The sequence below is a fragment of the Bifidobacterium catenulatum subsp. kashiwanohense JCM 15439 = DSM 21854 genome (genome assembly GCF_001042615.1).
Lineage (GTDB): Bacteria > Actinomycetota > Actinomycetes > Actinomycetales > Bifidobacteriaceae > Bifidobacterium > Bifidobacterium catenulatum.
In genome coordinates, this window is sequence record NZ_AP012327.1 from 1,898,892 (window position 1) to 1,914,298 (window position 15,407).

General features: G+C 45.3%; 14 protein-coding genes. 3 read left to right on the plus strand and 11 right to left on the minus strand.

Translation table 11 applies throughout. The features are described from left to right. Positions 1 to 149: 149 nt before the first annotated feature. The 3 genes from BBKW_RS08080 (at position 150) to BBKW_RS08085 (ending at position 2,338) form a co-directional block, all read left to right on the plus strand. Positions 150 to 1,076 carry a hypothetical protein gene (locus BBKW_RS08080; protein ID WP_033501667.1) on the plus strand — a complete coding sequence of 309 codons (927 nt, stop codon included), beginning with the start codon at positions 150 to 152 and terminating at the stop codon, positions 1,074 to 1,076. A gap of 178 nt (positions 1,077 to 1,254) precedes the next feature. Then, positions 1,255 to 1,536, plus strand: coding sequence for a hypothetical protein (locus BBKW_RS10755; protein ID WP_162198773.1), 282 nt, complete (start codon positions 1,255 to 1,257; stop codon positions 1,534 to 1,536). 277 nt (positions 1,537 to 1,813) lie between these two features. Then, positions 1,814 to 2,338 carry a hypothetical protein gene (locus BBKW_RS08085; RefSeq protein ID WP_033501668.1) on the plus strand — a complete coding sequence of 175 codons (525 nt, stop codon included), beginning with the start codon at positions 1,814 to 1,816 and terminating at the stop codon, positions 2,336 to 2,338. Positions 2,339 to 2,821: 483 nt separating this feature from the next. Here BBKW_RS08085 and BBKW_RS11040 read toward each other — a convergent pair whose 3' ends face one another. From BBKW_RS11040 to BBKW_RS08140, 11 genes are all read right to left on the minus strand, one after another. Beyond that, the gene (locus tag BBKW_RS11040) at positions 2,822 to 3,517 is read right to left on the minus strand and encodes a hypothetical protein (protein WP_033501669.1); all 696 of its coding nucleotides are present in this window, start codon (positions 3,515 to 3,517) and stop codon (positions 2,822 to 2,824) included. Between the two features lie 463 nt (positions 3,518 to 3,980). Continuing rightward, positions 3,981 to 4,886, minus strand: coding sequence for a glucose-1-phosphate thymidylyltransferase RfbA (gene rfbA / locus BBKW_RS08095; protein WP_033501678.1), 906 nt, complete (start codon positions 4,884 to 4,886; stop codon positions 3,981 to 3,983). Between the two features lie 78 nt (positions 4,887 to 4,964). After that, positions 4,965 to 6,407: a sugar nucleotide-binding protein gene (locus BBKW_RS08100; RefSeq protein ID WP_033501679.1), complete on the minus strand. Its 1,443-nt coding sequence runs from the start codon at positions 6,405 to 6,407 to the stop codon at positions 4,965 to 4,967. 238 nt (positions 6,408 to 6,645) lie between these two features. After that, positions 6,646 to 7,668: a dTDP-glucose 4,6-dehydratase gene (gene rfbB / locus BBKW_RS08105; RefSeq protein WP_033501670.1), complete on the minus strand. Its 1,023-nt coding sequence runs from the start codon at positions 7,666 to 7,668 to the stop codon at positions 6,646 to 6,648. 226 nt (positions 7,669 to 7,894) lie between these two features. Next, entirely contained in the window at positions 7,895 to 8,794 is a 900-nt protein-coding gene (locus BBKW_RS08115) for a beta-1,6-N-acetylglucosaminyltransferase (protein ID WP_034255051.1), read from the minus strand. After that, positions 8,787 to 9,935 (minus strand): polysaccharide pyruvyl transferase family protein, encoded by a 1,149-nt coding sequence (locus BBKW_RS08120; RefSeq protein ID WP_033502010.1) that lies wholly within the window; start codon positions 9,933 to 9,935, stop codon positions 8,787 to 8,789. The genes BBKW_RS08115 and BBKW_RS08120 overlap by 8 nt, the downstream gene beginning before the upstream one ends. Positions 9,936 to 9,962: 27 nt before the next feature. Beyond that, the gene (locus tag BBKW_RS08125) at positions 9,963 to 11,435 is read right to left on the minus strand and encodes an oligosaccharide flippase family protein (protein WP_033502009.1); all 1,473 of its coding nucleotides are present in this window, start codon (positions 11,433 to 11,435) and stop codon (positions 9,963 to 9,965) included. Continuing rightward, a complete protein-coding gene (locus tag BBKW_RS10305) occupies positions 11,428 to 12,687 on the minus strand; it encodes an O-antigen ligase family protein (protein WP_082139061.1) in 1,260 nt (419 codons plus the stop codon). The genes BBKW_RS08125 and BBKW_RS10305 overlap by 8 nt, the downstream gene beginning before the upstream one ends. Further along, positions 12,681 to 13,664, minus strand: a complete 984-nt coding sequence (locus BBKW_RS08130) for a glycosyltransferase family 2 protein (RefSeq protein ID WP_034255052.1) — start codon at positions 13,662 to 13,664, stop codon at positions 12,681 to 12,683. The genes BBKW_RS10305 and BBKW_RS08130 overlap by 7 nt, the downstream gene beginning before the upstream one ends. Continuing rightward, positions 13,664 to 14,203 carry a serine O-acetyltransferase gene (locus BBKW_RS08135; protein ID WP_048349539.1) on the minus strand — a complete coding sequence of 180 codons (540 nt, stop codon included), beginning with the start codon at positions 14,201 to 14,203 and terminating at the stop codon, positions 13,664 to 13,666. The genes BBKW_RS08130 and BBKW_RS08135 overlap by 1 nt, the downstream gene beginning before the upstream one ends. 1 nt (position 14,204) lies before the next feature. Continuing rightward, positions 14,205 to 15,407 (minus strand): glycosyltransferase family 4 protein, encoded by a 1,203-nt coding sequence (locus tag BBKW_RS08140; protein WP_033501998.1) that lies wholly within the window; start codon positions 15,405 to 15,407, stop codon positions 14,205 to 14,207.

The window sequence follows — 15,407 nt, forward strand, 5'->3', positions numbered from 1 at the left end:
ATGAGGAATCCAATCAAGAATCGCAAGAACAGGGCAGGAAACTCTATCGACGTGTTTGCATAGGCCTGATTAGCTTCATCGTAGCTGCGGTCATTGCTTCGCTTTGTCTCGGTTTCATATTCCAATCGTGGCAGGTTACGATTTTCCTCGTGGTCTATTTAATTGTTGTCATGCCCGCGGCATTGTTACTTATTCCTCCAAAACTACTGTGCAGGAAAGAGTACAAGGCAATTCTCGACAGGGGAAAGAACGGTCTTGACCACAATAACATGCCGGATCCTTCCATCGCACAGAAGGAATACCATTGCTGGCGGAGTACTTTCAAAGTAGCAGCGTACATCATCCTTTTCATTTCCTTAGAGTTTTTGCTTACTTGCCTAATCGGCCTCAAAGCAACAAATACTGCTTCAGAATGGTTTGGAATGCTGTACATTACCATTGTCTTTGTCCTGCTTTTCGTGGCCCTTCATCTTCGCAAAAGCGACAGCAATTTACTGGCAACAGTCGCATGTGAGATGATCTTAATCGGTCTGTGTGTGATGGCAGTCGATATCATAATCTCCCACATTGCACACAGTACGGATTCCTCAATACTCACCTATATCGGCGAAATCGTAACGTGGCTCGGGATTTTTCTTCTGCTGACTTCCGTTCCCATACCAGGAGGATGGCTCGACAAGAACGTATATGCCCCGCTGTCATTGCAATACTGGCGTCACGTGCTTGCAGAAAACCTCACGTCCGCTGAAGGCGTCGACTGGGATAAACCCGTCATGGAATGGAATGAAGCTTCCAAAGAATTTCTTAAGACTCATGTGGAGTCGAACAGAAGCAGGCACGTATCCCTCAACGTCATATCCGCTGCGGTGGTTGGACTTGGTAGTGTCTGGCCTCAATGTAAGACGGTAATCACAGCATTCTTCCCCGAATCCGACGTTACCGTCGCCATGCTGCTGTTCATTATCGTGGTCGTCATCATGCAGGAATTTCGCTTTTACTACTGGCGTCATCTCGAGGTCATGTATCGACAGCTGAAACCGCAATCCAGTAAGGCCCAGCAAACCATCGATGGTTAATGTCACGCGATGCCATAAACGTCTTTCCTGATAAGCCATGAACACTGGGGAATCAACGACGACGTTGTCGCCGATTCCACCGTTGATTCCATTACCCTTTTAGCCGAAGATTTCAATCTCAGAAACAGCCCCCCCCCCCGCCGCTTCACGCAAGTGAACAAGGGCAGAGGAGAAAATCATGAACGAGAGCACCCAAAGCGTAAAACGGCAGCGGCGCACGCGTCAGACATGCCGCACCAGCACACTCCAGAACTCAAAAAACAACGGAACGAAATTCCAGCATCGAGCTGCTGCGCATCATCGCGATGTTATGATTCTCATGCACCACTTCATCGTCCATAACGGTTATAACGTGCTGAAACTTCCCCTGGGGCCGGAACGCATCTTCTCCTACAACTCGTCATGCAGGGCAGCACACACAGGCGGCCGGCTGCTTTCTCTGGCAAGAACAACACGCTAGTGAACCGAGCATCGCAGCACGGACGGATATAATCCAAAAGTACACGGCTCCTCGGGGCGCTACCAGATTCATTTATAATTTCCTCTATTCTGCTAAAACAACCTTCTCATCGACAGGAAAAAGAATGTCCGAAATCTCAAACAACTACGTAAGATCTAGACAACAAACAAATATATACTCCTCTAATCATCAATTAATCATTCTTGGCAACGGCTTTGACCTCGAATGTGGACTTCATTCTCGTTTTTCTGATTTCATGAAATATTGACCTTGGACGATGATGAGGGAGTCACTTAGAAACGCCACTCCCACAGAAAACAGCGCTGTTGCAGAAAATGTTTCTAAAACAGATTACGATAAAATCTGCTCAGCAATAGAACAATTACAGCAAGCGCTTGATGAAATGTATGCCGTCAGAAAAGCAACCATTGACGCAGAATATAAAACCAACGAAGCTTACGATAAACATGATGAATATATTGCAAATTCAGGAAATATCACATTCGATGAATCCCTGTCTACAGATTTCGAAGAGTCCGTACGCACACTTCGGAAGATGAAGAAACAAGAAAGAGAAATCAAGCACAAGGTCTGGGAATCTTCTGAAAAACTTCTAGATATCTTTGATGCACTTGTGACTAACAATAATTGTTTATGCAACGTACGAGATATGCTAAAGGCCTCTTACGCTGAAATTTTTGGACGAAGTAACGACAATCTCGATCCCGCTGCTTACTACCGGTCTGGTAAAACTGTATGGGACATTATCCTTCAAGCAAATTCACAAAAAAACGTGGTATAACATTGAAGCAGAAATCAAAAAATGGATGACAGTATCAGAAAAATCTACACCTGCTCCTTATAGCAAGGTTGCTGACAAAATCAACACAGAAATTATTCCGACAGATAATTACTTACCTATTATTGTGAGATCATCATCCAGCTTACCGATTACTCAAGTCGCTTATTTTCTGCGTTCTCTACTAGGAGATCAACGCAGCTGGACACCAAAGGACGTTTCTTCCTTATTAATGCAGGAGCTCCATAGATTTGAGTCAGCATTCTGCCAATATTTGAATTATGAAATGAAAAATCATGAAAATTATTATAAAAAAAGCGCAAAAGAGTTGCTTTCTAGAATAATTCAATTGGGATTACCAAATAACTACAAAACAGAAGTGTCGATTCTTGATTTTAATTTCACTGACCCTTTAGATGAAAATGACAAAATAAGTATTTCCAACAACATTGAAGTCGATCCTGTGGTAGTCAATATACATGGAAGTTACAAAAACAGCACAGCAATTTTTGGCATTGACGGCACTGATAACATGGAAGAAGAAAACAGTCGACATTTCACTAAAACTAATTTTGGATCAAGTGGTACAATCCAACATCTTTTGCCATGATCCGACGCTGGACAAAATCCCATATCACTTTGAATGAACTGCCCTCTTGGGCTTGCCTCATATAAGGTCCATTCGGCACCAAGAACGATGGCCAAGATCCTTTGCAAGTGTATGATTCGAGAAAAAACCGTATTATCTGTCAAAATCGTATTTTTATCCCGCAGATAACGTATTACGTCGATATTTTCTTGCCGTTCACCATAGTCAAGTCCCCTCATGAATAATCCAGAGGCATAAGGAACAAGAACATGAACAAAATAATCCAAATCAATCAAATCAGCTCCCTTCACAAGGGCGTCGATTATCTCGGTAAGACCTTCTTCATAATCCCATTGATCTGTTGTTGATTGAGGTTCCAAACCATACATCTTGGCTGTCTGAGGATTAATGTCATACAGCCCTTTCTTGAAACAAATCGCCCCAGCTTTATTCACTGAAAGTCCAATTTGACCGCGTCTCCGAATGATAATTTCATTCTCCCGAACACGCTTCTTTGCCTTTGATTGAGAATCTCTAAATCGCCCAAGTACTGCAGCCGGAATCCAATGTTGCTTCGTGCCATAGGTATTCATATGCCTTCAATTCAAACGGATAATATGTTCTATTAATTGTAGTGAGGGAGAGAAGAAATCCAAGAAAAACTCGGGACGACAACTGACCATCTGCACAAGGCATGACCTATTGCAGTTCAAGACCCGCAGAAGAGGATCATGGGGCGCATCCGATCTGTGACTGCGAACGAATGATCCACGTGTCGCTACGACGCAATCCGACTCAACAACTGTCTCGTGGAAACTAGTTATTATGCCACGGACGGCCATAATAAGCGCACAACAATCCAAGCACTACCGATTTCGTCCACTTAGAATCTCACTCGAAAGGTTAAATAACCAAATCTCTGCTGACCGATGCACGTCCACGTCCGATGTGAGTGATGAAACTCCGTTAACGAGAGATCCGTACAACCGACGAATGAGTTGCATGGATCTCTCGTTCAGATGACAAATGATGCAATGTTTTTAACACTGCGTCAAGTCAGCTCTTCTGATTCGGTACGAGCATGATCTCTCCGTCGGCGATGCCCTTCAAATGCTGCCCGTAGGGACTCTTGCCGTAGCGTTCCGCGGACTCCATGAGCTGGTCGCGAGTGATCCAGCCGTTCTCGTAGGCGATCTCCTCCACGATCGCGATCGGCAGGCCCTGCGCACGCTGCACGGTGCGCACGAACTCCCCCGCCTCGAACAAAGAATCCATCGTGCCCGTGTCCAGCCACGCGTAGCCACGCCCCAGCGTGCGCACGTTCAACATGCCCGCGTCCAGGTACATGCGGTTCAGATCCGTGATCTCCAGCTCACCTCGCGCCGAGGGCCTGACCCGCTTGGCGTACTCGACCACGTGCTCGTCGTAGAAATACAGGCCGGTCACCGCGTAATGCGACTTCGGCTTCGCGGGCTTCTCCTCGATGGACACGGCCTTCCTGTCCTCGTCGAACTCGACCACGCCGTAGCGTTCCGGGTCGTCAACGTAGTAGCCGAACACGCTCGCACCTTCGCCAGACTCGGCTTTCGTTACCGCGCCGCGCAACGTCGCACCGAGGCCGTTGCCGTAGAAGATGTTGTCGCCCAGCACCAGCGCACACGGCTCGCCCGCAATAAACTCCTCGCCCAGCAGGAACGCCTGCGCCAGCCCGTCCGGGCTGGGCTGCACCTTGTAGGAAAAGCGCACGCCGTAATGCGAGCCGTCACCCAGAAGCCGCTCGAAGTTCGGCAGGTCCTTCGGCGTGCTGATGATCAGGATGTCACGGATGCCGGCCATCATCAGCACGCTGAGCGGGTAGTAGATCATCGGCTTGTCGTACACCGGCAGCAGCTGCTTCGACGTGACCGTGGTCAGCGGGTACAGTCTTGTGCCCGAGCCACCGGCAAGAATAATGCCCTTCATATGGTTTCCCTTCTCTGTTGCGTATTGCCAGACTCCGGGCGACTCCATGGAAAGGAAGCCGCCCGGAAACATAATCCGTTACTTGTTCAGTTCCTTGGCGACGTACGCCTTCAGGGACTCCTCCCAGTCCGGCACCTGCAGACCCGTGACCTCGATCTTCGCCAGGTCCAGCGCGGAATACGTCGGGCGCGGGCTCACCGGCGCCTTCGCGTTCGCGAAATACTCCGCCGTCGAGATCGGCTTGACCTTCCCGCCGTTGCCGTTCGACAGGTCGAATACCGTGCGCGCGATGTCCGCCCAACTCTTCACAGCCCCGGAACCGGTCAAGTCGTACGTGCCGTACGCAGCACCATTGTCGAGCAGGTGGAAGATCGCCTCGGCCATGTCGCGCGTGAACGTGAGACGGCCGTACTGGTCGTCCACCACCGTCACCTCCGGCAATTCGCCCTTCGCGACCCTGTCGGACAGGCCCATCATGGTCTTCACGAAATTACGTCCCTCGCCGATCACCCAGCTCGAACGCAGGATGTAATGACGCGGCGCGTTCGAAACCGCGATATCACCCGCGGCCTTCGACTGCCCATACACACCCAACGGAGCGAACCCCTCCGACTCGTCATGCAATTCACGCGTCCCGTCGAACACGTAATCCGAGCTCACGTGCACAAGCGTGATGTTATGCTCACGGGCCACACGGGCCAGCAACGCCGGACCCTGCGCATTCGCCTTCCACGCCAAGGCACGCCCCTCCGGACTCTCCGCCCTGTCCACGGCGGTGTACGCGCCCGCGTTGATGATCGTGCCATACAGACTCCAGTCAAACTGGTCGTACTGGGCCGGATCGGAAAAATCGAACGTGTCGATGTCGTTGAACTCGAAACCCTCCAGACCATGGCTCTCCACGTAGTCGCGGATCGCGTGGCCCAACTGGCCGTTGCAGCCCGTCACCATCGTACGACGCGGCGCCATCGGCTTCGCGTCCCTGAGCATCGGGTGATGCAAATCCGCCTCGCTGCGTTCCGATTCCCCCAACGGGATCGGCCACTGGATGTTCAACTCCGGGTCGGCGAGGTTCACGAACGTGTACGTCTTCTTCTGCTCCAGACTCCAATGCGCGTTCACCAGATACGTATACACGGTACCGTCCTCCAACGCCTGGAAGCTGTTGCCCACGCCACGCGGCACGTAGATCGCCTTCGACGGGTCCAACACGGTCGTGTACACCTGACCGAACGAATCTCCGGGACGCAGGTCCACCCACGCGCCGAACACGCTGCCGGCCGCGATGGAAATGTACTTGTCCCACGGCTCCGCGTGGATGCCGCGCGTCACGCCCTTCTTCGCGTTATAGCTGATGTTGTTCTGCACCGGACCGAAATCAGGCAATCCCAACGCGGTCTGCTTCGCACGCTGCCAGTTCTCCTTGAACCAACCACGATTATCACCATGCACCGGCAGATCGAACACCACCAAACCCGGGATGTTCGTCTCCACGGCCCTCAGTTCCTTCTCGAAATCCATGAAATCCATCTTTCCTATGCGTTTTCTATTCCGCACAAAACAGCACACAGAATAGAAGAACCGCTATTTTTTCAACACTTTTATTCTGCAAAACCGATTTATTCCGCAGAATAGGACGGCAGGACAGTCTTCCAAATATCTGCCATCGAATACCCATGTCACACCCCACGCTAACATGGGATAGTGCAATAGGGACCGCGCCTTCGAGGCGCGGTCATTTTTGATGCCTGTTCCCTGCTCACTGGCCCTGACGCTTGTACCGGGCCTCGGTCGCGGCCTTGGCGGGCTCCCACCACGCACGGTTCTGCGTGTACCATTCGATCGTCTGCTTTAGGCCCGATTCGAAGTCGGTGTGCCTCGGCGTCCAGCCGAGCTCGGTGCGCAGCTTGGTCGAGTCGATCGCGTAACGACGGTCGTGGCCCGGACGGTCCTTGACCCAGTCGAACGCGTCTTCCGGCTGTCCCATCATCTTCAGGATCATGCGCAGCACGGTGATGTTGTTCTTCTCGCCGTTGGCACCGATCAGGTACGTCTCGCCGATGCGGCCCTTCGTGAGAATCGTCCACACGCCCGAGCTGTGGTCCTCGGTGTGAATCCAGTCGCGCACATTCTCGCCCTTGCCGTACAGCTTCGGACGCTGCCCGTCCAGGATGTTCGTGATCTGGCGCGGGATGAACTTCTCCACATGCTGGTACGGGCCGTAGTTATTCGAGCAGTTCGAGATCGTGGCGCGGATGCCGTACGTGCGGGTCCACGCGCGCACCAGCATGTCCGATGCCGCCTTCGTGGACGAATACGGGCTGGACGGATGGTACGGGGTGGACTCCGTGAACTTCGCCGGATCGTCCAGGGCGAGGTCGCCGTACACCTCGTCCGTACTCACGTGGTGGTAGCGGATCCCATACTTCCTGACCGCCTCGAGCAGACGGAACGTGCCCTCCACGTTCGTCCTCAGGAACGGCTCCGGATCCGCGATGGAATTGTCGTTGTGGGACTCGGCCGCGTAATGCACGATCGCGTCATGCCCCGGCACGATTTTGTCGAGCAGATCCGCATCGCAAATGTCGCCTACCACGAGCTCCACACGATCCTCAGGCAGGCCCGCGATGTTCTCCGGATTGCCCGCGTACGTGAGCTTGTCCAGCACGGTCATATGCACGTCCGGATGGTTCTCCACCACGTAATGCACGAAATTCGAACCGATAAAACCACAGCCACCGGTCACAATAATGTTATGGGGAATAAACACTTCATCAGCCATGTTCTCATATCCTACAAGGGGGTGGGTACCCCGTGGAAACGCCCCGTTGGATGAGCCTATTCGGCGATGCCGTTATGACGCAAGCCGACAAGACACCTTTCGGCTTCCAGTCACCTGCAAGCTTCAAGTTCCTGGTCCGGTTTGAACTGGCGTTGGACGTGCATAAAGCAAAAACAGACCACATTGCGATCATCTATTACATATGCCTCAAGCTTGTTGACTGCTTTTAGCCAGAAAGACGACTCATGAGTTTAAGGATGATTTGTCTGTCTTTGTTCAAATCGAATTTTCTAGCAAAAATCATCCCGCAGTTAACGAGTTCATCATAATCCTTTATGGTGAAAGTGTAAGGGCTACCCCTCATCCAATCGATATGGCGGAGGCATGATTCAGATGAATCGTCTTCTTTGAACCTGTATATACGTTTCTTGTAATCGGGATTGTTGAATGCAAGAGTCTGTATAAAGAATTCATCAGGGCTGCGAGTATTATTAAATAGCTTCTTTATGCAATCCTGATGGTCAAGGACGTATCTTGCGAAATCGTCAGGGATACTGAACCAATTCGCTCCTTTTTTGATTACAATATCAGTCGAAATACGGTTCAGATGTATTAATCGCTGGATTAAAATCGATATTTTTTCAAATACTTTGTAGATAGAAAAAGTATGATCTCTGTTTGCTACACAAAGTTGTTTTTGAAATAAATGGTAGTACCGTACAAAAGGTATAGTTAGTTCAACATTTTTATGTGTAGTGAAATGAATGAATATATCGTTTCGATTTCTTAACATGGTATGGATTTCCTTCTGGTTCTTCAAAGGGAAATCCATACCAGATATCAGATGATAGTAATTATACTTACCAATCCGAGTAGCGAGGCGCAATAGATTTAACTCACATTGCACTTGACTGTATTCCGCCCAATATACATTGATTCGATCACAGAAATAAAGTTGGGAAGAAACAGGTCTAACAATCTCATCCGGATTAATTTTAGATTTAGCGTCGAGGTGAAGAAAGATATCACTGAATTCTGAATCTAAAGATCTAATTAGGAAGTTAAGCTGCTCAAGATTGCTGTGTGCCATGAGCAAGTACGCCTGCTTATCGGATTTATCAGTCATTTACTATGCCTTCAATATATTCAAAAGCTTCTTCGCGGAGCTTTGCAAGCGCTTGATCTGGTTGGGTGTAATCGGGAATTAGTGACAGGTCTGTCTGCAGAAGTGAAGAAATTGTTTTGTAACGATCTGTGAGCTTAAGCTGAGTGAGGAACGATACAGCACGATCGTCCTTGGACAAATCATTATGCCCGGAATCGATGTACCAAAAGTTCTTATGGAAAATCGTTGAGAAAGCTGTTCCATGGAAGGAAGTGGTGAAGACCATCTTTGCGTATTTCATGTAATTCAAGAAGGCTTCCGGGCCATATTTCTTTACCAGACGAATCTTGTTCTTCCAGCAGCAGCGAAGAGCCCATTCTTTGGGTTCAAAGAAGTATACCGGCATACCGGTTTTCTTGGATACTTGGTGGAGGAAGGATGCTATCTCCTGTGAGATGCTGAAGCAGTAATAGAAGATGTAGTCGCCTTGGATGATTGGGGCACTACCGAGCTGTACTGTTTTTTCCCATTCTCCTTGAGAAAGTAACATGGTGGGGTCCACACAAAGCGAGACCTCTCTGCCGGTGGCTGTGGAAACCCATTTCTTTGCGTTCTGCTCGCGAACCGAAATCTTATTAAACTTATTGACAAGATTAAGGTAGTGATCCTTAAGAGAGCTGTCCGCAAATGGATTGTTAGCGCCGAAGCTCACGGCATATGCGTATCGTCTGTTGAAATCAGAAACAAAGTTCAAATAATATGCATCATCAGCATCCATGCATCGAATGTTCCATACCTGATCACTGCCAGTGATGAATTTCTGATACTTGGAATTCGTGGCGGTTAATTCTTTATTGGAAGTGTAGGTATCCTGTGACAGACGGAAATATTTATGTTCAAACGCTTCATATGCGGCAGCCTGCTGCTTGATTCGCTTATAAACGGTAGCCCAAAGTGCATTCTTGATAAATGACTTAAAGCCAGTAACTTTCCAAAAGGTGCTGTACATTTCTTTTTGTCCTTGATTTGAAAAATCAAGAATTTCATTATCGACACCATATTTGTCAATTAAAACTTTTTGAAGAGCTAATGCTTGCAACATGGATCCACAGTTGTAAGAATTATGGAATGTAATAGTAGCGGTTTTATCATTACGAGACATTATTTCTCCTTTTCGTTGATACTTAAATCAAACAGATCGATGCTTCGGTAGGCGTGAATTTGCGTTAATATGAAAAGTCTTTTTGAACATAGAGATGAATATGTCGTCTTTGATTGCAATTAGATAAATCAGAGACCCAATCCCGTAGATGAATGCACCAAGAATAATTTGAATAATCAGAGTGATAATCGTCGGGCCAAGAATCTGACCGACAATCCAGACAATGATACCCATTAATGCCCCTATTGGGAAGAATATGATTCCTGATTTCAGGTATTGAAGAGTTGGAAAGTCTTTCCTGGTGAATAAGTATTGAACGCAAAATACAGATAGCTCGGCTAGAATGGTGCCAATCATCGTGCCTACCGCCTGCAAATGAGGAATTAAGAGCAAGTTTACTGAAATATTAATAGCCGCGCCAAACAATGTTGAGATGACATATGGCATATCTTTTTTGTTCGGAATCAAATATTGGGTTCGTATGATGTTAGCCCAGATCATAAAAATGAGGCTGAAACTTAAGCCAAATATAATAGGTGAGCTTCCATTGAATTCGTCTCCAAAATAAACGGGAGCAAGAATATTACTGATTCCTGCAAGACCAAAAGCCGCACCACAGACAAGCATAGTGAAGTAGCGGAACGAGATGGCGTTGTATTTCTTTATTTGATTAGAGTCCCCGGCAGCGATGAGATTGGAAATCCTCGGCAGCATAACCGTGCCAAAAGCGGTAATGAGGCTGACGGGGATATTTACGATTCGTTCAGCATTGTCGAATAGACCAACTTGAGTCATGTCGGACATGGCGCCAAGCATGATCTTGTCTAACACTTTGTAGATGCTATAGGCAATTGCAGGTATGAATAATATTATTACTGGCTTGACGTTCTTCTTCACTTCAGACCATTCTGGTTTGCAGAATGAAACGAACTTATGGACATTCATCCAAAGATAAATTTGACTTAGAGAAGCTCCCAGAGCCATAATCAGCGTATACAACCATAAGTCATTGCGATCTTTTACGAAGATAAAAATTGAGCATGCGGTCGCAACTTTGATAATCGTGTTCCTGATGACTGTTATTTTGAACTGTTCAAGACCAAAGAATAGCCAATTAATATCAAGTAAATACGAAATAACAAAAAGAATATTAATATAGGCAACTATCTTGTTGCCATTAAATAAGACAAAAGCAAAGATGGTATATGAAAAAACGGCAATTCCTGTACTGATAAACTGAATCGCGTAGATATTCCAAAATGTTTGCGCAGTCTGAACCTTGTCCGTTCGGTACAATGCGATGCTTCGGCTACCGTGGTTGGTGATACCAAGCATGCCTACAAGACCAAAATAATATGAAATGGAATATACATACGAATACGTACCTAGGCCAGCAGCTCCGAGAACTCTAGAAACGTAAGGAGCCGTAATAAGCGGAAGTAATATGACCAATATCTGATAGGCCATATTATAAACAAGGTTCTTTTTCAAACTAGTCATGATTATTCCCATTTAAACAAAAAGCTAATGCGAGAATATAAGGAAGGAAAGTAATCCTATCGTAAAGAGCATTTTCTGTTATCGCATGTATTAAGAAGAAGACTTGATATGCAAAAGAGAAAACTATCTCAGTTTTTAATTCCATGCCTTTATTGACAAGCGTTGTTAATATACTATGTATCTTTGATAGACCGAAGACGAATAAAGACAAGAATATGGTTGCTCCTAAGACACCGGTTTCAGCCAATAATTGTAAATATGTATTATGGGCATTTAGATTAGATACTTCAACACCACTTAGTGAGAAGCTAAAGTTATGCGAGTAATATCCCCATCCTTTACCGATTAAAGGATTTTCTTTAAAGAATTCCCAAGCATAACTCCATAAGTATTGTCTATTGGATAAAATATTATCCTTATTTTCGAATCGAGAAAAAAGGCTTGGCCTAATAATATAAACAACAAGGAAGCTAATGAGTAAAACTACTGCAGGAGGAAAGAAACGAATAATTTTTTTACTCAGAGATCCTTTTGAACATAAATATAGAGTAATAAGCAGCGATAAAGATATTGCTATAAGAGGTCCTCGTTTTGTTGTGAATATTAATCCCAGGATTGAAATAATTGTCAACAAGTAATATCTCAATTTATTTGTTGACAAACAGAATGAGAACCAAATAATCGCGGATAAACAAATAAATAGAGAATTATGAGTATAGTGCTGTGTTAACCCTGCGGTTTGAATGGTGCCTTGAGTTATAGGTCCAGCATACATCTTTGCGTATGGAGAAAGTATTGGTCCTAATCCGAAATTTGAAAGGACTGTAAAAAATGCATATATAAATGAAAAAATACCGATATATTTAAGTATGAATTCTGAATTTATATAACAAGAAATAGATACGGTTAATATAATGCAAATTGTCCATAGCATTGTAAAACCATATTCGCCTATTTTCAAAGAATAACTATGGATAAAAATAGGTAACAAACTAATAATCAAAATCAAACGATTGTTAATCGTATTTGTTTTATTGGTTAGCACTATGATACTCATAATCAATAATGCTATAATCTCGACTACCTGCCAAGCTAGTGAATTATTCCATAAAGGATACAGTAAGCTAGGAAATACTAATGCAACATAAGCAAATGTGGAAAAAGCTGGGACTATATTGATGTCGAATAAATTAACTGTAGTATAACCAATGCTTTTGTTAATTATTTTTCTTCGCGAAGTATTCTTTACCATTTAAACTTTTTCCTTTTCGCTGCCAAGAATACTCCTGTTAAAGTTTTAATGACAAAAGAATTATTGGTCGATAATGCAAATGCAAATACTTTATATTTGAAGCTTTTTTGACGAGATGGTGATAAAATTGTTTTTAGATATTTTGTTTGTTGGATATATGTTATTATATTATTTGTTTCTATATCCTCTATTAATGAAGTATATGTCACTCTCATATATTCACTATCTAATGAATCTAATGGATAGTTTTTATATTCAAATAGTTTCCTCAATCTGTTTAATTGCGATATTCTGCGAATATAATTTTCGTCTTTATTTGCGGTGACTTGTAATCCGTTGGGTGACAAGTGATAACAGTACAATATTTTATCGATAGTTTTTAAACTTAGCGTTGTATGTGCGCAGTAATCTACGACGAATAGATAATCTTCTCCCATATCAACGGTTGTATCCATTTTTATATTATTATCGTTGATAATACTGCGACGGAATATTTTATTCCATAAGGGATTGAACGCTTTTGCTTCTTGGAGGTTTTCGATAAATTCATATAAGCGATTATTGGGATATGATTTGTCGTCAAGCTTTTGCTCGAAAGCGTAATCTCCGTTATTGGATCGGACCTTGTATCCGCATGCCACTAGATCTGTGTCGTCCTGCATATTGGATACCAACTGTGAAATCATTGTAGGGCTCATCTCATCATCTGCGTCCATGAAGCAAATGAATTCACCTTTGGCTTGTGATAGCCCGTAGTTGCGTGCTGCGCTTGGGCCACTATTGTTTATATGCCAGATCTTGAGCCTATTGTCTTTATCAGCTAAGGCATTGCAAATGTTCAAAGTCGAATCAGAGGAACCATCATCGATTACAATTATCTCTAAATCTGAATACTCCTGGCAACGTGCTGATTGTATCGCTCTTGCAATCGTCTTTTCAGCATTATACGCAGGAAGAATTATTGTAACTAAAGACATTAGTCTCCCTCATACGGATAGGTTATATAACCTTCGATCGCATTGTCCTTATGGATTATTTTTCCTGGATTTCCTAGTACAATGCTGTTATCTGGTACGTCAAAATTGATATAGGAGCCTGGAGCTATGAGCACATTGTTTCCAACATGTACGGATCCTACGATTATCGAGTTCGTTCCAATCCAAACATAATCACCGATTACTGGAAATCCTTTATGCTTCCCTCTATTTTGAGCACCAATTAATACACCATTTAATAAAGTTACATTGCTACCGATTTTAGCCTTAGGGTTAACTACAATTCCACCTAAATGCTCAATACGTAGCCCTTTTCCTATCTGTACCTTTGCTGGTATATCGGTTCCATATTTAATTTTATAGTGCTCGAAAAGAAGCCTATATACAATAAAAAAAGGTAGGAATCTATTTCTCCAGTATTCGCATTTTCGTTTGATGCGCAAAAAACGATATTGCGGTATTACATATGGAAAACGATGATCAGACCATCGATGCTTATCCGCTTTCACAAATCCATCCATTTTAACGCCTTGCCGTGCTGGAGACTATTCCTCTATACACATTTAAAAGTTGCTGATAGTTGTTTTCAGGTGTGTATTTGTCCTCATAATCCCGACGGGAATTCATACCCATCTTTTTGCATAGCTCTGGTTCTTTCCATAGGCCGCGAATGGCTGTAACCCAACCATGCATATCACCCAACGGAACTTTGACACCGTTGACTCCATCGTTGACTGCTTCCGCGGAAAAGCCAAGGTCGGTCGCGATAAGCGGCAGTCCGAGACTTTCAGATTCAATTTCGACCATCGAGCAGCCCTCGTACCAAATCGAGGGAAACACCACGAACTCTCCGGCTTTCGCAATAGCCATGCACTGCTCATGCGGCGTATATCCAAGGAAATAGACATTCGGCTTCTTATCCGCCCAAGCCTTGAAATCGTCCTCCAACGGGCCTCCGCCCATCACCACCAGCGGAATGTCGTCAATCTCATTCCATATGCGTTGAAGTACACGAATGCCTTTCTCAGCACCAATGCGACCATAAAAAACTGCATACCGCTCAGGTAACCCTGATACACGTTCAGCGGCCATATTCGCCTGAGCATCAGGAACAAAATTATATTTTTTAACTATCTTCGATGAATCGAATCCGATACCCTTCAACAAGTCAATCTGATTATCATTGAGACAAATATATCTATCGATTTGCTTATAGAAGCTTCGACGAGCGCGATGGTATTTGAAGATGCCTGCCACGAGAAGACTCTGAAGACGAGATCCTTTGAAACATGCATGACGAGTCATACGCAGATAATGGCCGTCACCACATTCATTGCAAATCTTCCCATCGCGCAGCGAGGTTGCCACAGGGCATACAAAACGTGTGTCATGCAATGTAGCCACTACCGGCACACCCATACGTTTTGCTGCATACAGAATTGACGGGGACAACAGCGGGAAAAATGTATGCACATGCACTAGGTCAGGATGGTGCTCGCGAATCAAAGAGACCACCGCTCGGTAGTTCTTAAACGACCACAGCATTCCGAACGTGGCGGCCAACTTACCCGCTGCGTCCGCCTTGTCGAACTCATCATTCGACACCGTATAACGGATTACTTCATGACCATGTTCCTCGAGCATACTGGTTTCACTCTTGAATACTTGATCATCGCCACTTGCGGAACCTGAACGATGGAAGTTGTGAATGGCGAGGATTTTCAT